Source organism: Bacteroides salyersiae WAL 10018 = DSM 18765 = JCM 12988 (assembly GCF_000381365.1).
Lineage (GTDB): Bacteria > Bacteroidota > Bacteroidia > Bacteroidales > Bacteroidaceae > Bacteroides > Bacteroides salyersiae.
On sequence record NZ_KB905466.1, the window covers coordinates 1,573,218 to 1,599,055 of the forward strand.

Below are 25,838 nucleotides of genomic sequence, written 5' to 3' on the forward strand. Positions count from 1 at the left end.
GCCATTATCTCCCATGTATCCCATTATAGAGCCGGACATTTACCGGACTATCGCACTTGAATGGTGCGAATATTGTTTTGCCATTTCATAAGCTCGTTGTTTAAATTCCACACAAGCTTTCTCTTTTGCAAAATCTTTGGCATAACAGGAGTGATCTATGTACCTTCGGCACACCCAATACAATATTGATAAGTACTCCCAAAGCAACTTATCTTCAGTTTCCTGATGTAAAGCCTTTATCAACTTCTCCCGGTTTTCTAAAGATAAAAACCAAGTCTGTACGCCTAATGTGTCACACCTTTTGCCGAACAACTCACTACAAGATGCCATAGTTATAAATCTTGCACTTTTCTTTCGCTGCACTACATTTTCAGATTGTAGTCCTTCCAGTGCGACATCTAATGTTTCTTTGGCGTATTTATACTTTCTCATTTTAGTTATAATTTTATGGTAGCTAATGGTTTGGTGAGGAACAGCGTTTAGCTGCTATCTCGACCTCGTTATGAACTCACTTTCTAAATAAGGAGAACTAACTCAAAGAAAGTATCTCATATATTTTTGTTTTAGCTGCTTCTATCTTTGGTGACAAGGTATATTCAGTTTTTTTTAAATATGGAATGAATTTTGACAACACTTCATGTTCTATAAAGTCGATAGATTTTCCTTGCAAATAGCGATAACGCATAAGTGCAATAATTTCTATTGGAAACACACGCCATTCAGTAGAATAAAATTCATTACTTATAAACGACTCTATGTGAGCCGTTTTTCTGTGGTGTTTCATCATGTCAGAAAGAACCGAGTTTATTTCATCTTCATTATCAGAAAGGATGATATCAAATCCACGTTGATAATCTTGAATAAGCGGTTTGGTTATATATTCTTTCCAAATCTCATGGTTTGCGGCATTGGTATATGCGTCATATAGCAAGAATGCTTCCTGCAAAGTTCGATCTTGATGATTTATAGAACATTTTTTGTTCAAAGCATCACGGATTAAACCTATTATTGCGTGGAACATTAAGTTTATCTCCTGTTCTTTTCCAAAAGAAAGAATAGATAAAAACAAAGGGACACCTTCAACTAAGGTTCTCATGTATTTCTTTTCTTTATCATACAAATACATGATATGTACAATATATGTCATTGCAAACGCATCTATTATCCCTTTGAAATCTTCCTCATTAGGATTATACCAAAACGAATAATAATGTATTCCAAAACAAAGCATACTGGCAGAACGCCATTTATAATAATCTTGCATTTTAACCGTAGGATTATTATAAAATTCTTGAAGGTATTCGTGTTCTTCAAGAGGCAAATTGATATATTTATTCAAATTTTTATCAATAACCTTGTCAAAAGAGTTCTTTTTCATATTTGATACTTTCTATTCTGTTGGGTTCTTCTTTAGTTGTCTATAATGGTTTGACAAGTATCTGCGTTTAGCAGCTATCTTGGCTTGTCACCAGCTATCATTTACCTATTCGTTCATTATTTTCATTTATTCCAAAATGTTCTAACCGATATTTATTTCGCTCTTTTTCATCCAATAACAAAACTGTTTTTGGGCGTTTGATACCGCCAAATAACATTTTGTCATAATATGTGGCATCATATAATACATTCCACGGCTCTAAGCCATAATACGCATTACATAAGTTCAACAAAGTTGAGTCTCCTATAATTCTTTTCTTTGACACTTTCGCATTTGCGAGAGGGGCTACATTAAATAGTATCTTAAATGTCTTATTACTTAAATATTCGTTGTCTGTATTTTCAATGGAGATGATTCGACTTTCTATTAATTCTTTATATGTTACTTGGTCTGTTTTCTTTTTGATTTCAAAAAGGCAGCAGGTTGGCGATTTATGCGTCAAATGCGTGTCAATAATTTGCCCAAACATGAATGTTTCATCTTTCAGTTTTAAGCTGAATACATCTCCGACTTTCCATTTCGCAGCTTTCGGTCTTTTCCACGTTTTTAGTTTTTTGAGAATTTCCCGCTTTTCATCGTTGGATAGATAGGCTTTAAGCTTTTCTATTGTCAGATTATTTATAATCTCCACCACTTTAAAAATTGTATCTGCACTTCGACTTTCAATATAGGTATTGTCTGCTTCATAATCAATATTCGGTTTGGGTTTTAAATCCACACAATTTTTCAATTCGCTTTTTAATAAGCCAACCGCTTCATATTGATATGTCACTCCAAAAACATTTACCAAATCTTGGAAGATTAAAAAACATCCAAGCGTTTCATTTGGAAGTACAATTTCTATATTTCCGTAATTTACTATTTCATCCATATCATTCCAATTTATCACTACCCCTTAATAGCTGGTAATGGGTTGACAAGGGGCTGCGTTCAGCAGCTATCTTGGCTCGTTAGCTACTTCTTTTGTTTTGGACAGTTTTCCAATCGTTCTTAAGCACATTCCCTCAATACTTCTATTCGAGGAGTGTTCATAGACTGATTGTAAGCTATTGAGAATATTAGTTCGTTGGTGTTCTGTCATAGTTCCACCAAATATCTGTCCGTCATTTACGTTTACTTTAGTACAAAACCATACTATACCCAGTGTTATGTGACTGATTGTAAGGTAGTCTCTTTTCTTTGCCATAACATCGCAAAAAATGTCCCACACGTCATTATCTCCCATGTAGCCCATTATGAAACCAGACATTTACCTGACTATTGCACTTGAATGTTTCGAATATTGTTTCGCTATTTCATAAGCCCGTTGTTTGAACTCAACACATAATGGCTCTTTTGCAAAATCTTTGGTATAAAAGGAAGCATCTATATACCTGTCACATACTGAATCTATTATTAACAGATACTCCCAAAGTAACTTTGGTTCAGTTTCTTGGCGTACAGCATTTATTAACTTTTCCCGGTTTTCTAGTGATAAGAACCAGCTTTGTACATTAATTGTATCACACGTCTTGCCGAACAATTCACTACGTGATGCATTGGAAATAAATTTTATGTATTTCTTTCGTTCCGCAACATCTTCGGATTGTAGTCCTTGCAGTGCTACATCTAATGTTTCTTTGGTGTATTTATACTTTCTCATTCAATTATAATTTTATGGTAGCTAATGTATTAAATAACTACACATTGTGGTGTAGTTCCTATTCTCTATTAAATCGTAACTTAATCATTATCCAAACTATCCAACGGATTAGGAATTTTGGCTTTGTAAGCATTCGACACGTGTAGGTAAATAGAGGTTGTTTTTATATCGTTATGCCCCATAAGTTCTTGAATAGTTCTTAGGTCAGTCCCTTGTTCCAGCAAATGGGTAGCGAAAGTGTGCCGGAGCATGTGCAAATGTACCCGGCGTTTTATTCCGGCTTTTCTTGCCGCTTCTTTCAATATTTTCATCAATGCGCTGGGTGAATATTGTTCACCTGCCTGTTCGCCCTCAAAAAGCCAATTTTGTGGTCTATATTCTTTGTAATAACTCCTTAGTTCTTTGAGTACCTTTTCTGAAAGTAGAGAGTATCTACATTTCTTCCCCTTGCCAGCTATCTTAATCAGCATCCGTTCACTAATAATATCTTTCGGGGTCAGGTTAAGAAGTTCACTACGCCGTAATCCGGCAGAGTATATCAAGGAAATCATGCACCGATGTTTCCGGTTGGTTATCTGTGTAAAGATGTTTTTCATTTCTTCCCGGCTCAACACTTCGGGTAAAGCCTTATATTCTTTGACACGGGCAATCCCGCCGTAGTATTGCCGTTTACCCTTTCTGACCTTTTCGTAGTAGAACTTAATTGCGTTGATACGCATATTTTGTTGGGTGGCAGATATATGTTTCTCCTTTACCATATAGAGCATATAGGTATTTATATCCTCGACTGTCAGCAGGTCGAGGTCACGCCCTTTGTAGTACTCCATAAAATCACTGAAATAGATTTTATAGGCTTTTATGGTAGAAGGACTGTACCGTTTTTGTTCCAGCAGTTCCAGATAACCTTTAGGTCGTATATATTCACGTTTAGGTTTCGGATGCCGAATATATACCCGGTTGTAATCAATATAGGCATGGGGAGAGTAACGTTCATAAAAAACAGGAAGTCGGAATGTAGATGCCGGCACATAGGCGCGACCATTTCCGTCCATCTCGATTTCGGTATCTTGGGATAAAGCCAAGGCAATAGCCTGACTGTTTGCATAATCTATCCCTATGTAGTCCTGTCCATTTCTTATTTCTTTGTACAAGACGATGCTTTCCCGTTGTTTCTGTACATTATCCATGTTGCTGAAAATAGGTTCATGCTCCAAAGATAGGGAAAACAACAAGAAAACGAACGCTCATTCGTTTTTATTTGACCCAAATCAGTAAAAAATGAAAATCACGCTTTTAATAATGAATATATATAGCGAAAATTGCTTGCCAGTTCTTCCACATCAAGCCCATTTAAATAAGCCTGCTCGTATGATAAGCCGAAATACATTTGTCTGAACATGGTAGCAGCCCTTTTAACATCCGTATCGGGGCGTATTTCTCCGTTATTCTTTGCTTTCTGTATGATATTCATCCAAAGGTCGTAATCCTGTTTGAAAAAATGTGCAGTCTTTTCCTGAATATCAGGGTAGTACATTCTAACTTGCGTAAAAAAGTGGTAATAATAAAAATTAGGGCTACATCCATAGGGATTATTGCCATCGTCCATAAGTTCCACCAACCGTTTCATGGTGATATTTACCCCCTTTATATACTGTTCGATAAACTCTGCCAGCGTACATTCAGTACTATCGAATTTATTTTTCGGGTGATGTGTTTGAAATATGAATTTATCCACCACAGCCACAAACAAGTCTTGTTTGTGAGGGAAATAATGAACAATGCCAGTCCTTGCCAGCCCGCAGGCTTTGGCAATTTCTGTAAAGCTCGCTTTCTCATAGTTCATCTTCACAAAAACTTTAAATGCGTTTTCCAGCACTTCATCCCGGTTAGTTATCATATCACATACAGATTTTATATTTTCAATCACGAAGATACACTTTTTCTCCTGTTTTATTAGCAGCTAATAAAACATTCTGTAAAGCTATTTTAGGACAAGTCAAAAGTTAGGTGCAAGGTGCAAGCATATATTTATATATATAGCTTGCACCTAAGTTGAAATATTAATAATCAAACACTTGCATAATTCAAAATGATTGCGTACTTTTGAACCCAAGATAAATGGAGACAGACATCTGCCAAAAGCAGACAGAAACCTATAAAAAAGTTAGTATCCAAATCGTACCCCCTCAAAAGGGTAAGGATAGATAAAATATTGATATTTAGGATAGTGAACCGGATAGGTTAAAGACCCAGGCGGATCACTGAAAACAAAATTAAGCCTCTGATTTTCAGGGGCTTTTTTCTTACCCTACGGCTTTACTCCCCCATTATATTTATCAAACGATATTCCTAAACATTCATTCGTTTAATAATCCATTCACGTAAAAAGGAATACCCCTCAGTAGTAGTAAATAGAAACAGATACAATTTGCGCAATATTAGCAGGTACAGATTTTCGGAACCAAGCATTAGCATAACACTATTCAATTCAAAGGAATACTTTAGAAGTGTTCTATGAACTTTCACCACTACTAAGCTAAAAGAATGTATTTCAAAAACATACTATCATTATATTTAATTGTCTACCTTTGCAAAAAACAAAAGTACATGAAAGATAATCCTATTATTACAATAGATAGTGAATATATAGAGTGGCTAAAAGCCATCAAACAGCAAATTCGTTCTACTAAAATACGAATGATAAAAACAGCTAATACAGAGTTGATACACTTTTATTGGCGGTTAGGACAAATAATCTCTCTAAAACTGAAAGAACAAAATTGGGGTGATAAGGTAATAAACAAGCTTTCAATAGACTTGCGCAATGAGTTTCCTGATATGCAGGGCTTTTCTCGTCAGAACCTATACTACAGTAAGAATTTTTATGAGTTTTATGCAAGACAAATGCATATTTCACCCAATAATTCAATTGTCCCCCAAGTTGAGGGACAATTACAAATAGCTGATAATTATAAGATTATCTTTGATATTCCTTGGGGACACCAAAAGGTGATAATTAGCAAAGCTCAAAATATAGAAGAAGCATTGTTTTATGCACATCAAACTCTATCTAACAGTTGGAGCAGAAGCATTTTAGAAAATCAGTTCAAGCAACAATTCTACGAACATTACAGACAAGGACAAACAAACTTCTCGCACACCTTACCAACCCTAACAGCGGATATGGCACAGGAAGTAGTAAAAGACCCATATTGGTTTGATTTTGTGTCTGTATCTCAAAAAGCACGAGAGCGGGATATAGAAAAACAACTTGTAACTCACATCACCCAGTTTCTTCTTGAATTGGGTAAAGGGTTTGCATTTGTAGGGGAGCAATATTGTTTGAACTTGAACAACAAGGAGTATTTCTGCGACCTCTTGTTCTATCATATACCTTTGAGAGCTTACGTCGTTATAGAGCTTAAAAATGGAAACTTTAAACCTGAACACTTGGGACAGCTAAACTTCTATCAAAACCTTATCAACAACACGCTAAGAGGAGAATATGATAATCCGACCATAGGGATGCTACTCTGTCGAGATAAAGATAGGATTGAAGTAGAATATGCATTACAAAATATATCCTCTCCAATTGGGGTTAGCGAGTTTAATGTAAAGGAACTATTACCTGAAAACTTAAAAAGCAAGCTGCCAACAGTTGAAGAAGTTGAGGAGGAATTGAATAAATTAGTAGAAAACTAATATAATATTTCATGGAAAATAAAAAATGGGATGCTTTTATATCTCATGCATCAGAGGATAAAGATAGTATTGTTAGAGAATTAACAACAGAATTACAAAAATTTCATCTAAAAGTTTGGTATGATGAATTTTCCTTAAATGTAGGGGACAGCCTATCTAAATCTATTGATGAAGGATTAATATATTCAAATTTCGGTATTATTATTATATCTCCTGATTTTTTAAAAAAGAGATGGACTGATTACGAATACAGATCTCTCCTCTCCAAAGAAATCGATGGACAAAAAATTATACTTCCTATTTGGCACAACATTACAAAAGAAGAAATACGGAAATACTCACTCTATCTATCTGATAAATTTGCATTAGACTCATCTAAAGAATCAACTAGACAGCTCACAATAAAACTATTGAAAGTTATTAGACCTGATATTTATCAAGATTTATGCCGCTACATTTCATTTAAAAAGTTAATAGCAAATAGTGAATCAGTCGTTGTAAATAGAAGTGAACTTAAACATCCCAAAGAAAGAAACAGTATACTATCTAAACAATTACTAGTTCGAGCTAAATCTATATTTTATGGAATCGGACAGAATTTATCCATGTCTCTCAATGAAAGTATATATAACTATGAATTGGATATTAGACCTGAAAGAGAGATACAAACATGGGAAATTATGAACAGTTGCTATCTAGAATTTATCCATAAGCACAACATTAGTGATCTAGTAATAAAAAAAGAAATAACTAAAGTACTGGTGACCTTCTCTATTGGTAAAATACCTTCAACAACTATCTTGTCAGAAGAACAAATAATAGAAATTACAAAACTGTGGAGTAACAATATTTACGAATATTAATTTTAGGTGCAAGGTGCAAGCATATATATATATGTATATATAGCTTGCACCTAAGTTGAAATATTAATAATCAAAGACTTGCGTATTTTTAAAAGAATGTATTCTTTTGAACCCAAGATATAAGCAGACAGGCACTGGACAGAAGTGGACAGTTTTTTAGGACTAAAACGTGATAGGTACAAAGCTTATAACTCCAAAGATATTGATTTATAGGAGAATATACCGCTTGGTTCATGAACCAAGCGGATCACTGAAATAAAATTAAGCCTCTGAATTTCAGGGGCTTTTTTCTTACCCTACGGCTTTACTCCCCCATTCCGGATTCTCGTCTTCTCTCCATAATACAAAAACGTTCTGTTTCGATTTCAGATTAAAGTACAGTCAAAGAAAAAGTATAAAAAGAAAGTTTTTTATATTGAAAATACAAGACATACGAAGATCCACACAATCAACTAATTATCAATAAATTATAAAAACCTCCATTTCCTCTACGAGAATCGACTCGATTCTCGTAGACAAACACATCGATTCTCGTAGAGTTCCGAGTCGTTTCTCGTAGAGGAGTGAACTAAATATCCATAAGATACAACAACCAATGCAAGCAAGAAAAACATATCCGACCGGAATTTGTAATAAAAACAACTCAGATTTTGATTTAAGACAACTTTTAATAGAGTGAAAATCCGATATATTTGCACATCATCTGCTAATCATAGCATAAATTAAGTGCAAATACTAAAAAAACAAAATTATTATCATATCCCAGAACGCTCAATTGTATTATAATTAAGAGACTTTCAGTTATCCACAGAAAGTTAACGGCAATAAAGCTCAAACGAAATTTGATTTTAAATATATACTACATGAAAATGGTAAATCACAAAAACACACTGTATGCAGGAATTGCATGTATATTGATGTGCGGTAATCTATCGGCGCAAGAGACTAATTTCGATCTGTCTTCCCAACGTTCAGAAAAACAAGATGTTTTGGCAGTGCCCGGGGAGAAAGTAGACCACCGGGGAATAATCATTAATCCTACTCCCCAAAAGCTGGTATTTAACGGAAATAGTAAATTGAATATTTCCCAAGGATTCATATTGAAAGACAAACAGAAAAAATTCACAAAAGATCTGGAGTTTGTTACGCTTAATAAGAAAGGTATAAAGTTGTCTATTGATTTTGGAAAGAAAGTAGCGGCAACACAAAATGTAAAAGAAGTATCGGGAGCTTATGCCTTAACTATCAGCTCTAAAGGTATCTCCATTATCGGTTATGATGAAAGAGGTGCATTTTATGGTATTCAAACCTTACGGCAATTAGCAGAAAGCCCGGCAACCGTAAACGGACAATTGCCCTACCTGGAAATCAACGATTATCCGGACTTGCCTAATCGTGGAGTAGTAGAAGGATTTTATGGCACTCCATGGTCACACGAAGTACGGATGTCTTTAATAGACTTCTACGGAAAATTCAAGATGAACACTTATCTGTACGGTCCAAAAGACGATCCTTATCACAGTTGCCCTAACTGGCGTCTCCCCTATCCGGAGAAAGAAGCCAAAAACATCCGGCAATTGATTGAGGCCTGTAACCGGAACCGCGTAGATTTCGTGTGGGCCATTCACCCGGGACAGGATATCAAATGGAATGAAGAAGATTATAACAACTTAATCAACAAATTCAATGGGATGTACGATCTCGGCGTACGCCACTTTGCTATTTTTTTCGATGACATCTCAGGGGAAGGAACTAACCCGTTGAAACAGACTGAACTATTAAATAGGTTGACCGATGATTTTGTGAAGGTAAAAGGTGATATCACTCCACTCACGGTATGCCCGACTGATTATTCCAAACTTTGGGCAAATCCGACTCCGGAAGGAAGTCTTGCCATTTACGGTAAAACATTGTATCCGGAAATAAAAGTATTCTGGACAGGCGATGTAGTCTGTAGCGACCTGACAAAAGAGACATTGGAATTTGTAAACTCACGAATCAAGCGTCCTGCATATTTCTGGTGGAACTATCCGGTGACAGATTATGTGCGCAACATTCTCCTGCAAGGTCCGGTTTATGGCCTAAACACCTCATTAACAGAAAAAGATGTTTGTGGAGTCATCAGTAACCCAATGGAACATGGCGAGGCTTCCAAACTGGCACTATATGGTGTAGCTGACTACACTTGGAATATGGCAGCCTACAATGCAATCGACAACTGGGAAAGAGGGTTGAGCGAACTAATACCGCAAGCAAGAGAGGACTACCGGAGATTTGCCATCCACTCAAGTGATACGGAAACCGGTTATCGCCGTGACGAATCTTGGGAAACAAAAACATTCCGACTTACTGATTGGACGGAGGAAACCGCACAAGCCTTAGAAGAAGAATTCAAGAAGATAGAAAACGTACCCGCCAATCTGGAAAAAGGATGTACCAACAAGAAGTTACTGAAAGAATTGCGTCCGTGGTTGACAGAATTCGGCAAATTGGGAACGAGAGGAAAGCGGGCTATAGAACTTGCACGTATCTATCGTTCCAACCAGGATGACGCACTCTTCTGGAGTAAATTCGTACAAAACCTAATGACGAAAGAGGAACGTAAGAACTACGATGCTCATAAGTCGGGCACCATGAAATTACAACCTTTTTACGAAAATACGATGGATGACATGGCACATGGATTCCTGAAAAAACTGAGCGGTGAGATTCCGATGGATTACAAAGGTATCGGTTCGTTCGCAAATTCCGGTACAATCCAGACCAAATTGATGCTTGACAGAGACACCACTACTTATTATACTTCCGGCATGGCTCAAAAAGCCGGAGACTGGATTGGTGTCGATTTAAGAACCATCCGTGATGTATCTGAGATATCCATCCTCCAAGGAAGAAATTCAGTGGATGATGTCGATTATTTCGACCACGCCATATTAGAATGTTCAGAAGACGGAAAGACTTGGAAGCCTTTGACAGAAGAGTTAAAACAACAATATATTATCCAATGGCAAGGAGGAGCTGTAAAAGCCCGTTATGTCCGGTTGAGAAGATTGGATTCCAAACGTACAAACTATGCTTCCATCCGCTCGTTTGAGGTAAATCCACTTCGCATAGAGGATTTAAGATTCAAGTTGCAAACAGAAAATCCAGAACAGGCACTTTATGCATTTGATAAGAACTTAGGTACATCATTCAAATCCAAGGACCAAGATTGCCTGGAATTCGAAGTAGCAAAAGGCACGAAAGCATATACTCTGCTAATGAATGAACTTCCGATGCCACTGAAATGTAAACAGTTTGATGTAAAAGGGAAACTCGTGTCAGAAACATCAATCGACTCTCCTTATGCCAAGATTGAGTTATCCGGCAAAGATGTAGCAAAAGTCAGCATAGAGGGAGCGGCAGAAATATTCGAGATTATTGCCGAATCAGAATAATTAAAATAGAAAAAACAATAGAAGATAATCAAAAAAGGGGATGTTTAAAAACTCCCCTTTTAACACACCTTCTTCCTCTAAGAAATCAATTTTAAATACTTCTCCATCAGTATTGGCTATATTTTCTTCCCAATGTAAAACACATACCCATAAAACTCCTTATATTTATAATACAATTGAGTTTCATACCGCTGATTAGCAATAAAATCTTCAGCAACCTTATTACCAGCATATCTCCTTAAGAATATTTCTTGTGCTTCCACTTGAGGAGCATAAAAATGTTCTATCCAGCAGTTTTCCGGTAAAATAAAACTGGCAACAGGAACATAACCGGCTTTTTGCATCTGACCGGCCTTATTGGGAATAGTATCAATCTCGGGATAGGCATCCATCCAAAAGTCGTTAATTTCCGCAGGACGCCAGTCGGTAAACCATGAAACTTCCGAAACAGCTACGTAACCACCTTTCTTCAAATATTCCCGCCATTCATTCAGTCCACGCTGAAAACCGATATTGTAGATTGCCCCTTCCGACCAGATTAAGTCCAACGTCTCTTTTTCAAATGGCAGATCGTCCATTGACCCGACAATGCCTTTTATCCGATTTTGCAAATGATGCAACCCTGCATTGCGATTCAAAATATCAATAAAATCGGGAAACAAATCCAGACCAAAAATCTCTCCCGGAACATGCTCACCCAACAGGATGGTTTGCCAGCCGGTACCACAGCCAAGATCGGCAATACGAGAATGCTCATTCAGATTATCAATAAAGCTAAGAGCCTTGAGAGTCACCTCCCGGCTACCGGGTCCCTGCCGTTCGACACTGGCAAAATATTCACAGATTAAATTAAAGTCGAATTCGTGAATTGATTTATTTTCGTTACTCATGATGTTTTAATTTTATAATTAAAAAAATAAAGGACAATACCCACGTAGGGTTATTGCTGATTAATTGATATATAAATATGAAAATAACTCTGACAAGAACATGCCTAAGTCAAATAACGGATAACCTTAAGCAGAAAGCACAAAGGTTATTTACTTCACGGAATCCTTCTTAAATTTAAACATCCAAACTTTTTTAACTGTCACAAAGATAAGAACCTTTTTTATTCCGGCAAAATCTAACGATAAAAGTAGAAAAATTTAGTTCCTTTAAAAAAGACATTCCGGAATTTGGTTGTCACGAAAACAATGCCCAACTTTGCACCGCAAAAATAAAGACAGACATATAATTCCTCATCGGAGGGCATTATCACAATAGTCATAGTGCCGGATAAGATGAATGGTGGAAAATCATTCGTCTTATCCGGCATCATTTTTTAGAATAAGACAGAACGGTATAGAGTAAACTGAAAATTAAATATTTAAAGAAATGAAAAAGGTAACCAGTAACAGTACAACACCTGCGAAGCCAAGCTTTGCCTTTGTAAAAGCAATGACTGTCAAGTTCATTCCAAGCTTCTATACGTCCTCATGTATAACGATTTAAATAATGTGCTATGACTATCCTATACTTCGTCGCATACTCCTTTTGCTACATGGTATCCCTACTTCCCTTCTGGGTATTATACCGGATATCAGACCTGTTTTATGTTCTGCTTTATCACATTATTAAATATAAAAGAAAAGTAGTCCGTAACAACCTCCGCATCTCTTTTCCCCAAAAAGGAGAAAATGAGATTCTCGCCATAGAAAAGAAATTCTATGCTTTTTTGTGTGACCAGTTTGTCGAAACGATCAAGCTATGCTCCATCACAGAGAAAGGAATAAACAAACGTATGGCTTTTGAAGGATTACCCGAAATGGTAAGTGAATTAGAAAATGAAAACAAAAATTTCGCTTTCCTCTACATGGGACATTACGGCAATTGGGAATGGCTGTCACTGTTGGCCACTAAAGTACAAGAACATAACTCAAAAATGGTCAATGGCTATATCTATTATCCGTTAAAGAATAAGATTTTTGACAGAATCCTTTTGAAACTACGAAATCGGTTAGGTGGAAAAAGCATCGCTATAAAAGATACGATCCGCCGGATCATCGAGTTGGAAGAGAATTCCCGGAAGGCAATAATCGCCTTTGTATCCGACCAGGCACCCCTGTGGAGTGGAAAATATCATTGGAGCTATTTCTTCCAATGGGAAACACCGGTATTCACCGGTGCCGAACAGATGGGTAAACATGTGGATGCACTTATCTTTTACGCAGAGATGGAACGTACCCGGAGAGGATACTACCGATGCACAATCAGCCGTATGGTAAATGATATACAACAGCATGCCGATTATGAAGTCACCGACTTATTCATGCGCAAATTGGAATGTACTATCAATAAAGCTCCCTCCTACTGGTTGTGGACACACGACAGATGGATACGGACACGGGAAGAGATCATAGTTTGGTATAGACAATTCACACATAAGAAAGAGTAAGATTGATGAAAGAGTTAAATCTGACACAAGGAAGCGTTCCAAAGGTATTGCTCCAATTTGCAGTACCTTTCTTAGTAGCCAATATCCTCCAGGCACTCTATGGAGGAGCAGACCTTTTTGTTGTAGGACAATATGACGATTCGGCAGGAGTAGCAGCCGTAGCGATCGGCAGCCAGGTGATGCAAACCATTACAGGTATCATCCTCGGCATCACAACAGGTACTACCGTACTGATTGCCATAGCAACCGGTGCCAAAGATAACCGGAAAGTGGCTTCAACCATCGGATCCTCCATCTGGCTGTTTTCAATTACCGGTATCATACTGACCCTGCTCATGATACTTCTTCACAGTCAGATAGCAGAATGGATGCATACCCCGACAGAAGCGATGTCCGACACTAAAAGTTATATCTTAGTGTGCTCCACCGGAATACTGTTCATTATAGGATACAATGTGGTATGCGGTATCCTGCGTGGATTGGGCGATTCAAAAACGCCCCTTTACTTCATAGCGTTAGCATGTATCATCAACATCGTTCTCGATTTTATATTAGTCGGGTATTTCCATCTCGGAGCCACCGGAGCAGCAATTGCCACCGTGACGGCACAAGGGGTCAGTTTTGCCACCGCACTCTGTTTCCTTCACCGGAAAGGTTTTCATTTCGAATTTACACGCCGCGACATCCGATTGAACGGTGTCCTATCCAAACGAATCCTGGCGTTAGGTGCCCCTATTGCATTACAAGATGCACTGATCAATGTCTCCTTTCTGATAATCACTGTTATTGTGAACCAGATGGGAGTCATCGCATCAGCTTCTTTGGGTGTTGTCGAGAAAATTATTGTTTTTGCCATGTTGCCCCCAATGGCCATATCCTCTGCCGTAGCCACAATGACGGCACAAAATTATGGTGCCGGACTCATACGGAGAATGAACCAATGCCTTCTTTCCGGCATCGGGCTCGCTCTCATTTTCGGAGTTACGGTCTGCCTGTACTCGCAATTCTTGCCGGAAACACTTACGGCCTTTTTCTCCAAAGACCCTGCGGTAATATCGATGGCAGCAGAATATTTGAAAGGATACAGCATCGACTGTGTCATCGTCAGCTTTGTGTTCTGTATCAATTCTTATTTCAGCGGGCAAGGCAACTCACTGTTTCCAATGATACACAGTTTGATAGCGACTTTCCTGTTTCGTATTCCGCTTTCATACTGGTTCAGCCAAATAGACAGTTCCTCACTGTTTATCATGGGATTTGCACCCCCGCTCTCAACAATCGTATCACTCCTGATATGTATATGGTATTTGAGATACACAAAAGATAAAAGATCAACAACTCATCCTTGTTATTCACAACCCAGTTAACCGGGTTGTGAATAACAAACAAGAAAACCAACAAACAGACAGAATATCAATAAATTAACCTGTTGATAACTTTGTTTAAAGAGAGACTTTATCTTGTAATGATTAAGTAAACCGATCGTTACGAAGTCATAAATGATTTTACAAAAAGTCCGTATATACCCAAAAGCTCCGGAAACTGAACTTTCTCCATACCCGGTATGTTATAATAGCATAAACAATAAAAACATTGAGGTTATGGAAAAATATCTAATTCACAGTAATGAGCTGCATCTGATTGATAAAGCTAAAATCCATCAAGCAGTAGAAAAGATGGTAGAGTCTCTCGATATGGCAGCCGGGTCTACCTCTTGTTTCGACCTCTACAAAGTGGTGGAGACTTATTTTACAGACTTGGAAAAAAGAAAAAAGATGAACCAACTTCTGGGCATAACAGATGCAACAGAAGAGATAGAAGAAGAGTTCGGCGTGTGTTAACGTCCTAAAACAGAAAATATAAGTTGTCATAAAGAAGGGCTCCCCCCTTATTTATTTTCAAAAAAATGGAGCCACGGAGGTTATAGCACCTGCCGTGGCTCCGTCTTTTATATATACAACAAATTTAATTTCCCTGATGAACCGTAAGTTGCGGGAACGGGAAGTTGATACCTTTTTCGTTGAAAGTATTATAAATAGCCTTATTCGTATCAAAATAAACACCCCAGTAATCCCCGGTCTTTACCCATACGCGAACAATCACGTTCACACTGCTTGCATCCAATGCATGAAGGGCAATAAAAGGCTCCGGAGTATTCAATACCCGGCTATCGGCTGCCAAGACTTCACGTATCACACGTTCCACTTTGTCATAATCCTCACCGTAATCCACACCGAATACCCATTCCACACGGCGGGTTTCCTGCGTATTATAATTCGTCACCACACCACTGCTCAATGAACCGTTCGGTACATAAACCAGTTTGTTATCTCCTGTAGTCAGAATAGTATGGAATATTTGTATCTCCCTCACAGTACCCGAGAAACTCTGGCTTTCAATCCAATCGCCCACCTTATAGGGTTTAAACAACAAGATGACCAACCCTCCTGCAAAGTTCTGAAGATTACCCGACAAAGCCATACCGATGGCCACACCGGCAGATGCCAACAATGCAGCAAATGAAGTAGTCTCTACTCCCAATGCACCGACAACCGAAATAATCAGAAGAACTGTCAGCAGGATATTGACAAGGCTTTTGACAAATGTCTTGATACTTATATCCACATGTCGCTTATCCATCATCCGGGCGGTCAGCTTGTTCAACATCGAAACAAGGAAACGACCTACTATGAAAACAAGTATCGCCTTTAAGATACTTGCACCGGCATGCACACCGGCATCGAGCAATTGCTGAGTGATAAGAGACAACTTATCAAGGCCATCCGCATTCGCAATAGCCTGATCCAAATTGTCGGCTGCAACCTGTAAAGAGTCGGCAACAGCCTGAGTAACTTGTAATAGTAGCATAATTTAGTTTATTATTTTAAGTAAATAAATCGTGATTTTAATTCAATCTTAACAAGTTGCAAAGTTACTTTGTTCCAAGCAAATATAAAAGTTTTTTTGCTTTCTTCGTCTGAAAGCACTAATTTTGCCGGCGATTTCACGAGATAGGGGGTGCCTTAACATGACGGGCTGAGAACATACCCATAATACCTGAACCGGGTAATGCCGGCGTAGAGAACGAATAAACTGCAAAATGAAAAAGAATTTATCGGCTGCCGTCTTCCTGTTGGCAGCCAGCGCAAATGCCTTTGCACAGACCAGTGCCAAAGACAGTTTGAGAGTAGTCAACCTGCAAGAGGTGCAGGTAGTATCCACCCGTGCCACTTCTAAGACTCCGGTGGCATACAGCAACATTTCCCAAAAAGAGATTCAGAAACAGAACTTCGGGCTCGACCTTCCGTTTCTACTGACGGCTACCCCCTCGGTACTCACCACATCAGATGCCGGTAGCGGAGTAGGCTACACCAGCATCCGTGTACGCGGAACAGATGCCACACGCATCAACATTACCGCCAACGGGATCCCGATGAATGATGCCGAGAGTCATTCCATTTTTTGGGTAAACACACCGGACTTGGCTTCTTCACTCGAAGACATGCAAATACAACGTGGAGCAGGAACTTCAACCAACGGTGCAGGAGCTTTCGGCGCCAGCATCAATCTGCGTACAGCCGGTATCCCCTCCAAAGCCTATGCCGAAGTTTCCGGTTCTTACGGTTCATTCAATACACATAAAGAGACCGTGCGTGTCGGTTCGGGATTGTTGGGCAATCATTGGGCTTTCGATGCCCGCATATCGAATATCCAAAGCGACGGATACCGCGACCGCGCCACATCCGACTTAAAATCCTACTTCCTGCAAGGAGGGTATTACGGTGAAAACACCACACTGAAATTGATCGCTTTCGGTGGCAAAGAGAAAACCTATCATGCCTGGGACGGTATCAGCCGGGAACAACTGAAAACAGACCGGACGTATAATCCGAATGGAGCCATCAAAGACGATAACCTGAACAAAGGAAACATTATCGGCTTCTATGACGACCAGACTGACAATTACGAGCAGACGAATTATCAATTGATATTCAACCACTTGTTTTCACCGGAATGGCATCTGAACATCGCTTTGCACTACACCGACGGATTCGGATATTATCAAGAATACAAAAACGGACGTACACTGGAAGAGTACGGATTAAAGCCTTTCTATCTTTCGGAAAATACAGAAGCCCAAACCAAAACCAATCTGGTACGTCAGAAACTGGTGGACAGTGGTTTCGGCGGCGGGGTATTCTCAGTCGATTATAAAGATGAAAAATTAAGCGCTTCTTTAGGAGGAGGATTGAATCATTACAGTAATGACCACTACGGTAAGGTAATATGGGTGAAGAACTACACGGAACCATTGAATCCGGACCACGAATACTATCGTAACAATGGCAGCAAAACAGACGGAAACATCTATGCAAAAGCCAATTACCAAATTACAAAAGGGCTGCATGCCTATGCCGACCTGCAATACCGATACATCAGTTACAAGATAGAAGGAGACAATGACAAATGGGATTGGACGGCCGATCCGGGACACCTGCAATGCCTGAACGTAAACGAAGACTTCAGTTTCTTCAACCCAAAAGCCGGTTTGTTCTGGCAATTCAACCCGAATCACAGCGCCTATGCTTCCTTTGCGGTCGCGCAGAAAGAACCCACCCGCAACAACTATACCGACGGGCTCTTCGACGAGCTTCCCCGTCCGGAGAAAATGCTGGATTACGAGCTGGGATATACCTTCCGCAACAGCCGTTTCACAGCCGGTGTAAATCTCTATTATATGGATTATACCGACCAACTGGTGCTGAACGGAAAAGTAAACGACATCGGAGAGGCAATGGCGGAAAACGTAAAAGACAGTTACCGTATGGGTATAGAACTCTCTTTGGGCGCCCGCATCACAGACTGGTTACGCTGGGATCTCAACGGAACATGGAGCAAGAACCGGATCAAGAATTATACCGGCTATATGAGCGACTATAACCAGAACTGGAAAGAACTCTATACACAAACGGCCATCTATGCCGGCGACACTCCGATCTCCTTTTCCCCGTCGTTCATGGGGAACAGCCTGATCAGTTTCAACAACAAAGGCTTTGATGCATCTTTGCAATCACAGTATGTCAGCCGCCAGTATCTCGATAACTTCGGTATAGACGAGAATTCTCTCGATCCCTATTTTGTAAACCATCTCAGTCTGGCGTATAGCTTTAAACTGCCATCCGTGAAACAGATCACCGTAGGTGCCACAATCTATAACCTCTTCAACACCCGATATGAGACGAACGGTTATTCGCAAAATGCCGCCGTCTACGAAGGAGGCGACAAGAATCAGAAAGCGGTCATCTCTTACGACCCTCGTTTCTATCCAATGGCGGGAACCAATGTATTGGCGCACATAACCGTCAGATTCTAAAACCTCCCGGTATGGCAATGAATTATCTTGAAATCATCGGTACCATTATCGGACTGCTCTATCTGTGGTTGGAATACCGGGCAAGCATTTATTTATGGATAGCGGGCATCATTATGCCTGCCATCTATATCTTTGTATATTATAAAGCCGGATTATATGCCGATTTCGGCATCAACATCTACTACCTGCTGGCAGCCGTCTACGGGTGGATAATCTGGAAATACGGCAGCAAGAAACAGGAAAAAGCAGAATTGCCGATCACCCGTATCCCATTGAAATATCTTCCGCCATTAACAGCCGTATTCATAATCGCCCTTTTGGGCATTGTCTGGATACTGATAAACTTTACCGACAGCACTGTTCCCTGGCTCGACTCTTTCACCACAGCATTGAGCATTGTCGGCATGTGGATGCTCGCCCGTAAATATGTAGAACAGTGGTGGGCATGGATACTGGTAGATATCGTTTGCTGCGGACTCTATATCTATAAGGAATTGTATTTCACTTCCGGACTTTACGGACTTTATTCGATTATAGCTATCTTTGGCTACTTGAAATGGAAAAAAATGATGCACGGACAATCATCGCCGACAGAGCCATGTTAAATGTGCATCCGGTATTTCCGCAACCAATCAATGAATATGACAACAGAAGCAGTAATTCTTGGTAATGGCGACTATCCCTCGCATCCCTATCCTCTGAACGTATTGCGGCAAGCTCCCTACGTAGTATGCTGTGACGGTGCAGCCGATGAATACATCCGTCACGGCTTTCTCCCGGATGCAATCATCGGAGACGGTGATTCGCTCTCATCCGAAAACCGGGAAAAGCTTGCGACAATCTTTCATCAGATAAAAGACCAGGAAACGAACGACCAGACCAAAGCCGTCCGCTTTCTGAAAGCACAGGGAAAACGGCAAATAGCCATCATCGGCGGCACAGGCAAACGGGAAGATCATACATTGGGGAATATCAGCCTGCTGATGGATTACATGCAGGAAGGACTGCAAGTACGAATGATAACGGATTACGGCGTATTCATCCCATCTTGTGATACACAAAGATTCGACGCCCACCCCGGACAACAAGTTTCCATTTTCAACTTCGGCGCTACCGGATTACAAGGGGAAGGATTGGCCTATCCGCTAAGCGATTTCAACAATTGGTGGCAAGGAACGTTAAACGAGGCAACAGGAGAGGAATTCTGCATTCATGCCACAGGCAAATACCTCGTATTTATTAATTTCTGAATTCCAAAATAAGAAAGAGCTTCAACAGGGACATATCCGTTTTTTATGAACCGTCCTAAATCCCCCTAAGAACGGTGCTTGGGTGTGCCAAGCACGGTGCATATGAACGGTATGAACGGTCTTGCAGGAACATAGGCATCCTGCTTACGATTATCAACCTTCCGATTGTTTTTTCCCAATGGAACTTCACCCTGTATCGCCCATGAATAAAGGGATTCTTCCAAAAAAGTGAAGAGGATGAAAGGGGTAAAAACAAACGGAATAACAGCAGTTTTACAAAATAAAAAAAGATGTAGCACTTTCTGAGGAAAAATACTACATCTTTGAGAGATAATTCCGGTACCGGATATCAAAGAGAAAGCAGGTATTTCTTAAAATCCGCAAACTCTTTTGTCATCGGCAGACTCTTTTTTTCGCCTTTCATAAATGCCTGCAATTTTGCAGGAATCTCTACTTTATCGCCAATAATACCTTCTACCGTATCGAGGAACTTGGCCGGATGAGCTGTTTCAAGAAATACACCGGTTTCTCCGGGCTGCAATCCCTCTTCAAGTGCCCGATAACCGCAAGCGCCATGCGGATCGAGCAGGTAATGCGTATCTTCGTAGGTCTTCTTCACCGTTTCGCGTATCTGTTCGTCGGTATAAGCAGCTCCTGTTATCCCGGCCGAGATAGCAGCATGCGAAGCTCCATAAAGATCGAGCACACGGGCAAAGTTACTCGGATCGCCCACATCCATGGCATTGGCAATCGTAGCAACGGACGGGCGCGGGCTATACTGTCCGGTCTGCAAATACTGATAAAAGATATCGTTCTTATTATTGGCAGCGATAAAACGCTTTACGGGCAATCCCATCTTCTTGCCGAACAGCCCGGCAGTGATATTACCGAAGTTTCCACTGGGAACACAAATAACGGCATTGTCCGCTTTTCCGGCCTTCTTCAACTGGGCATAAGCATAGAAGTAATAAAATGCCTGTGGCAGGAAACGGGCTACATTAATGGAATTGGCACTGGTAAGTTGCAGGTGTTCATTCAAATCTTTGTCCATAAAAGCAGATTTCACAAGCGCCTGGCAATCATCAAAAGTACCCTCTACTTCAAGAGCGGTGATATTCTGTCCCAACGTAGTAAATTGCTTTTCCTGTATTTCGCTCACCTTGCCTTTGGGGTAAAGTACATACACATGAATTCCCTCTACACCAAGAAAACCATTCGCTACGGCACTACCGGTATCGCCGGAAGTGGCCACAAGCACATTTACCTGCCGCTTGCCCTCCTTACGGATAAAGTAACCCAACAGACGTGCCATAAAACGGCCGCCTACATCCTTAAACGCGAGTGTAGGGCCATGAAACAGTTCAAGAGAGTAAATGCAATCTTTCACATGCACCAATGGCACATCAAAATTCAACGTATCGTAAACAATCTGTTTCAAGGTTTCTGCCGGGACATCTTCGCCAAAGAAAGCATCAGCCACACGATAAGCAATCTCCTGGAAAGAAAGCGTTTCGATCGTATCATAAAATTCCTGTGGCAACGGTTTGATCGTTTCGGGCATGAAAAGCCCCTTATCGGCAGCAAGGCCCTTCACTACGGCTTCTTCAAGTGTAGCGACAGGTGCCTGACGGTTAGTGCTGTAATATTTCATAATTTAAACAATGTGCTCAAATGCCAATACATGAGTCAGCAGGGCACTCTTTTTTAATTAATTGATTAATCCTCTTATTTACCAACGGATACACCCGTACATTCGGCAAAGTATCGCATCGGCACGTTACTCATTCATAAATGTCTTTATGAATTCATCTTCTTTCATCAGCCCGTAGACGCCATTGCAAGCGGCTACCTCATCATACGTCTGCACCTCGTCCGGTTCGATGCCCGGATACCAGATAAGAAACGGAATCGGTTCATTGGTATGTGTACGAAGTTCACAAGGAGTAGGATGGTCGGGAAGCACGGCAATGGCTACCGGTTCGTCCCAGTCCTTTACCGCCTCATAAATCGGCCCTACGGCACGTTTATCCAGATTCTCTATCGTAAGAAGTTTCAAAGGGATATCTCCTTCGTGTCCGGCCTCATCGCTCGCTTCGATATGCAGATAAACAAAATCATCGGTTTTCAATGCTTCCAATGCGGCAGCCACTTTATTTTCATAATTGGTATCATATAGCCCTGTCGCCCCCTCTACTGCAATCCGGCGCAACCCGGCATAGTAACCGATACCGTTTATCAGATCGACGGCAGAGATAACAGCCCCCTTTTTTACTTGCGGGAAAGTATCGGAAAAGGTTTCCATCTGCGGACGATATCCCGGACTCCAAGGCCAGATGCTATTGGCGGGGTCCTTACCTTCGGCTATACGCTTCAAGTTCAACGGATGATTCTTCAGTAAATCCTGTGATCTTAAAATCAGGTCATTGATAAGAGCAGCTGTCTCTTCCGCCTCCGGAACCAACGGTTTTACCATCAACGGCCGGAAAGGTTTCAATGGGACATCATGGGGAGGAGTGCAATCCAATTGCTTGTTTCCTCCTTTGATAACCAGCAGATGCCGGTATTGAACACCGGTGTGGAAACGTACCCGGTCAGAGCCCAAATGCTCCTGCAAATATTGAATCAGGACATCAGCCTCTTCAGTTGAAATATGCCCGGCAGAATGATTCTTTATATGATCTCCCTCCATACAAATAATATTGCAACGCATCGCCATCTCTCCCGGTTGCAAGTCTACCCCGATGCTTGCCGCTTCGAGCGGGCCACGCCCTTCGTACACTTTCGGAAGATCGTATCCGAGTACTGACATGTTTGCCACCTCACTACCGGGATGAAAACCAACGGCAACTGTCTTCAGCCTGCCATTACGCCCCATGCGGGCCAATTTATCCATATAAGGCGTTTTCGCATATTGCAGGAGCGTCTTGTCCCCCAATGATTTTACCGGCCAATCGGCCATTCCATCACCTAATATAATAATATGCTTCATAATAGTTGAAAGTTGAGAGTTGAAAGTTGAGAGTTGAAAGTTGAAAGTTCTATTCAGTTGAAAGCTTTATTTAGTTGAGAGTTGAAAGTTGAGAGTTATAAGCTAAAACCAGAAAGAGCAAGTATAGCCACCACTGCGCAGCAACTTTCAACTTTCAACTCTCAACTTTCAACTAAATCAAACGTTTGCTATACTCATTATGTCTGCAAAGACCCCGGCAGCAGTTACACCCGCTCCGGCACCGTATCCCTGAATCATCATCGGATATTCTTTGTAACGTTCTGTTGTCAAAAGGATAATATTATTACTTCCCTCCAAACCGTAGAACGGATGATTGGCCCCTACCTCCTGCAGGCCGACAGAGGCTTTCCCGTTTTCCAGTTTGGCAACAAAACGCCAATGCTTATTCTCCTTTTCCAATATCTGCCGACGGGCTTCGAAGTCCGCATCCAGACTCGGTACGCGTTTCCAAAAATCATCCAGCGAGCCCTCAAAGAAATCATTCGGCACAAAAAGATTCTTTTCCACATCTTCCTGCTCCAAAGTATATCCCGCTTCACGTGCCAGAATAACAAGTTTACGGATTACATCTTTCCCGCTCAGGTCGATACGCGGATCAGGCTCGGAATACCGTTCCTCCTGCGCCATCTTTATCGTGCGGCTAAACGGAATATCGGCACTGATTTTGTTAAAGATATAATTCAATGTACCGCTTAAGACAGCCTCTATTTTCAGAATCTTATCACCACTATGAATCAAATCATTTATGGTATTGATAATAGGAAGTCCCGCTCCCACATTCGTTTCAAACAAGTATTTTACACCCCGTTGACGGGCTATCTGCTTCAGTTCACGATAATTTTCATACTTGGAAGAAGCAGCTATCTTATTGGCAGCCACCACGGACACATTGTGCAGCAACAGATCTTTATAAAGAGAAGCCACCCCCTCGCTCGCCGTACAATCCACAAAAACGGAATTAAAGATATTCATGCCGATAATCTCGTCACGCAATGATTCGAGAGTACTCTCTGTTCCTTTTTCTTCCAGTTCCTGACGGTAGTTTGCCAAGTCGAAACCGTCACGGCTGAACATGGCTTTCGTAGCATCGGCAATACCCACCACATGAAGTTTCAATCCGTTTTCCACTTTCAGTTTCTCTTGCTGACAACGAATCTGTTCGATCAGGCTACCTCCTACCGTACCGATACCGCAAATAAAGAGATTCAATACTTGATACTCCGACAGGAAGAAGGAATCGTGAATAACGTTCAACGACTTGCGCAGTGATTTGGAATCGACAACAAACGAAATATTCGTTTCCGATGCTCCCTGTGCACAAGCTATTACATTTATACCGTTACGCCCTAACGTACCGAACAGTTTACCGGCTATTCCCGGGGTATGCTTCATATTCTCACCGACAATAGCTACGGTAGCCAAGTTCTTCTCCGCTTGAATAGGAGAAATCTCACCCATCTCTATCTCTTTCACAAACTCCTCGTTCAGCACCTCGCAAGCCAAATCGGCGTCGGCATTACGCACACCGATAGAAGTACTGTTTTCCGAAGAAGCCTGCGACACAAGAAATACACTGATACCATTCTTTGCCAAAGCTTTGAAAATGCGGTAGTTCACACCGATCACCCCCACCATTCCAAGCCCCTGAACGGTAATCAGGCTGGTGTCATTGATGGAAGAGATACCTTTAATGGCTTTCGTACGCGGATCGGACACTTCTTGCTTGATCACCGTTCCCGTACCTTCCGGATTGAAAGTATTCTTTATTAATATAGGTATATTCTTGTGGCAAACCGGATAGATGGTAGGCGGATAAACTACTTTGGCGCCGAAATTACAGAGTTCGGTTGCCTCCACATAACTCAGTTCGTTGATGGTATAAGCAGTAGAAATAACCCGTGGATCAGCAGTCATAAAGCCATCCACATCAGTCCATATCTCCAGACTGGCAGCATCGAGGGCTGCAGCAATCACAGCCGCCGTATAATCCGAGCCGCCACGACCAAGATTCGTAACGTTTCCTGTCAGCTTATCCGATGAAATGAATCCCGGCACCAACGATACTTTCGGAATCTCCCGGAATGCCTCTTTCACCAACCGGTGGGTCAGTTCCGTGTCGAGAGTATGTTTGGAATGTTTCCGTTCCGTCTTTATAAAAGTACGCGAATCAAACCATTGGGCTCCTTCAATCAACTCAGCCACAATAATGGAAGACAACCGTTCACCATAGCTCACAATGGTATCCGATGTTTTCGGGGAAAGGTCTTTAATCAGATAAATTCCCTGGAAGATGTCTTTCAACTCATTAAGCAGTTCCCCTACCCGACGCTGCAAAGAAGCTTGTCTTTCACCCACCGGGATCACCTCTTTGATCATCTCTACATGACGATAAACAATCTCACGGAATTCTCCCTCATAAGCCGCATCGCCTATGGCAGCCATCTTCGAGGTGTTAATCAACTTATCGGTAATGCCGCCTAATGCGGAAACGACTACAATAACCGGTTCACCGGCCGACTCTACTATTCTCTTTACGCTTAAAATGCTGTTCACGGAACCTACGGATGTTCCGCCGAATTTCATTACTTTCATGCAGATACTTTATATTTAGCAATGCTCCCTTTCACGGAAAGCAATGGTTTATTTACAACTAAAATAATTAAAATTGAATTTGCTTACTTCCTG

The 25,838-nt window shown here is 40.8% G+C and carries 20 protein-coding genes; 9 read left to right on the top strand and 11 right to left on the bottom strand.

The genetic code is table 11. The features are described 5' to 3' along the window. Positions 1–39 precede the first annotated feature (39 nt). The 6 genes from HMPREF1532_RS21725 to HMPREF1532_RS06030 all read right to left on the bottom strand — a co-directional run bounded on the left by HMPREF1532_RS21725 (position 40) and on the right by HMPREF1532_RS06030 (position 4,977). Entirely contained in the window at positions 40–432 is a 393-nt protein-coding gene (locus tag HMPREF1532_RS21725; protein ID WP_005926288.1) for a hypothetical protein, read from the bottom strand. 97 nt (positions 433–529) lie between these two features. Then, on the bottom strand, positions 530–1,378 hold the full coding sequence (locus HMPREF1532_RS06010) for a hypothetical protein (protein ID WP_005926291.1): 849 nt from the start codon (positions 1,376–1,378) through the stop codon (positions 530–532). A 97-nt stretch (positions 1,379–1,475) separates the two neighbouring features. Further along, the gene (locus HMPREF1532_RS06015; protein WP_005926294.1) at positions 1,476–2,309 is read right to left on the bottom strand and encodes an Imm26 family immunity protein; all 834 of its coding nucleotides are present in this window, start codon (positions 2,307–2,309) and stop codon (positions 1,476–1,478) included. A gap of 378 nt (positions 2,310–2,687) precedes the next feature. Continuing rightward, positions 2,688–3,080, bottom strand: a complete 393-nt coding sequence (locus tag HMPREF1532_RS21730; RefSeq protein ID WP_005926299.1) for a hypothetical protein — start codon at positions 3,078–3,080, stop codon at positions 2,688–2,690. An 80-nt stretch (positions 3,081–3,160) separates the two neighbouring features. Beyond that, positions 3,161–4,267 (bottom strand): tyrosine-type recombinase/integrase, encoded by a 1,107-nt coding sequence (locus tag HMPREF1532_RS06025; RefSeq protein ID WP_005926302.1) that lies wholly within the window; start codon positions 4,265–4,267, stop codon positions 3,161–3,163. Between the two features lie 98 nt (positions 4,268–4,365). Next, a complete protein-coding gene (locus HMPREF1532_RS06030) occupies positions 4,366–4,977 on the bottom strand; it encodes a TetR/AcrR family transcriptional regulator (protein WP_005926305.1) in 612 nt (203 codons plus the stop codon). Positions 4,978–5,687: 710 nt separating this feature from the next. Between HMPREF1532_RS06030 and HMPREF1532_RS06035 the strand changes: the two genes are divergently transcribed. From HMPREF1532_RS06035 to HMPREF1532_RS06045, 3 genes are all read left to right on the top strand, one after another. Then, positions 5,688–6,782 (top strand): PDDEXK nuclease domain-containing protein, encoded by a 1,095-nt coding sequence (locus HMPREF1532_RS06035; protein ID WP_005926308.1) that lies wholly within the window; start codon positions 5,688–5,690, stop codon positions 6,780–6,782. 11 nt (positions 6,783–6,793) lie between these two features. After that, on the top strand, positions 6,794–7,645 hold the full coding sequence (locus tag HMPREF1532_RS20535; RefSeq protein ID WP_005926312.1) for a toll/interleukin-1 receptor domain-containing protein: 852 nt from the start codon (positions 6,794–6,796) through the stop codon (positions 7,643–7,645). Positions 7,646–8,508: 863 nt separating this feature from the next. Then, a complete protein-coding gene (locus HMPREF1532_RS06045) occupies positions 8,509–11,082 on the top strand; it encodes a glycoside hydrolase family 84 protein (RefSeq protein WP_005926315.1) in 2,574 nt (857 codons plus the stop codon). Between the two features lie 116 nt (positions 11,083–11,198). On the opposite strand, the gene HMPREF1532_RS06050 is transcribed toward HMPREF1532_RS06045, so the two are convergent. Then, positions 11,199–11,972, bottom strand: coding sequence for a class I SAM-dependent methyltransferase (locus HMPREF1532_RS06050; RefSeq protein ID WP_005926318.1), 774 nt, complete (start codon positions 11,970–11,972; stop codon positions 11,199–11,201). A gap of 614 nt (positions 11,973–12,586) precedes the next feature. Between HMPREF1532_RS06050 and HMPREF1532_RS06060 the strand changes: the two genes are divergently transcribed. From HMPREF1532_RS06060 to HMPREF1532_RS06070, 3 genes are all read left to right on the top strand, one after another. Further along, positions 12,587–13,519: a lysophospholipid acyltransferase family protein gene (locus HMPREF1532_RS06060; RefSeq protein WP_005926325.1), complete on the top strand. Its 933-nt coding sequence runs from the start codon at positions 12,587–12,589 to the stop codon at positions 13,517–13,519. Between the two features lie 5 nt (positions 13,520–13,524). Next, positions 13,525–14,886 (top strand): MATE family efflux transporter, encoded by a 1,362-nt coding sequence (locus HMPREF1532_RS06065; protein ID WP_005926328.1) that lies wholly within the window; start codon positions 13,525–13,527, stop codon positions 14,884–14,886. 234 nt (positions 14,887–15,120) lie between these two features. Next, the gene (locus HMPREF1532_RS06070; protein ID WP_005926331.1) at positions 15,121–15,360 is read left to right on the top strand and encodes a hypothetical protein; all 240 of its coding nucleotides are present in this window, start codon (positions 15,121–15,123) and stop codon (positions 15,358–15,360) included. 124 nt (positions 15,361–15,484) lie between these two features. Here the strand turns inward: HMPREF1532_RS06070 and HMPREF1532_RS06075 are convergent, their stop codons facing one another. Further along, positions 15,485–16,387: a mechanosensitive ion channel family protein gene (locus HMPREF1532_RS06075; RefSeq protein ID WP_005926333.1), complete on the bottom strand. Its 903-nt coding sequence runs from the start codon at positions 16,385–16,387 to the stop codon at positions 15,485–15,487. A 232-nt stretch (positions 16,388–16,619) separates the two neighbouring features. On the opposite strand from HMPREF1532_RS06075, the gene HMPREF1532_RS06080 reads away from it, so the two are divergent. Genes HMPREF1532_RS06080 through HMPREF1532_RS06090 form a run of 3 tightly spaced genes read left to right on the top strand, consistent with a single transcriptional unit; the run spans position 16,620 to position 20,143 of the window. Beyond that, positions 16,620–18,893: a TonB-dependent receptor gene (locus HMPREF1532_RS06080; protein WP_005926336.1), complete on the top strand. Its 2,274-nt coding sequence runs from the start codon at positions 16,620–16,622 to the stop codon at positions 18,891–18,893. An 11-nt stretch (positions 18,894–18,904) separates the two neighbouring features. Continuing rightward, positions 18,905–19,498 (top strand): nicotinamide riboside transporter PnuC, encoded by a 594-nt coding sequence (gene pnuC, locus HMPREF1532_RS06085; RefSeq protein ID WP_005926339.1) that lies wholly within the window; start codon positions 18,905–18,907, stop codon positions 19,496–19,498. A 30-nt stretch (positions 19,499–19,528) separates the two neighbouring features. Continuing rightward, positions 19,529–20,143 (top strand): thiamine diphosphokinase, encoded by a 615-nt coding sequence (locus HMPREF1532_RS06090; RefSeq protein WP_005926342.1) that lies wholly within the window; start codon positions 19,529–19,531, stop codon positions 20,141–20,143. 349 nt (positions 20,144–20,492) lie between these two features. On the opposite strand, the gene thrC is transcribed toward HMPREF1532_RS06090, so the two are convergent. The 3 genes from thrC to thrA form a co-directional block, all read right to left on the bottom strand. Then, positions 20,493–21,794 carry a threonine synthase gene (gene thrC, locus HMPREF1532_RS06100; protein ID WP_005926345.1) on the bottom strand — a complete coding sequence of 434 codons (1,302 nt, stop codon included), beginning with the start codon at positions 21,792–21,794 and terminating at the stop codon, positions 20,493–20,495. Positions 21,795–21,920: 126 nt separating this feature from the next. Then, on the bottom strand, positions 21,921–23,132 hold the full coding sequence (locus HMPREF1532_RS06105) for a cofactor-independent phosphoglycerate mutase (RefSeq protein ID WP_005926348.1): 1,212 nt from the start codon (positions 23,130–23,132) through the stop codon (positions 21,921–21,923). Between the two features lie 177 nt (positions 23,133–23,309). Beyond that, complete coding sequence (thrA, locus tag HMPREF1532_RS06110) at positions 23,310–25,745, bottom strand: bifunctional aspartate kinase/homoserine dehydrogenase I (RefSeq protein WP_005926350.1); 2,436 nt, start codon at positions 25,743–25,745, stop codon at positions 23,310–23,312. Positions 25,746–25,838: the final 93 nt, after the last annotated feature.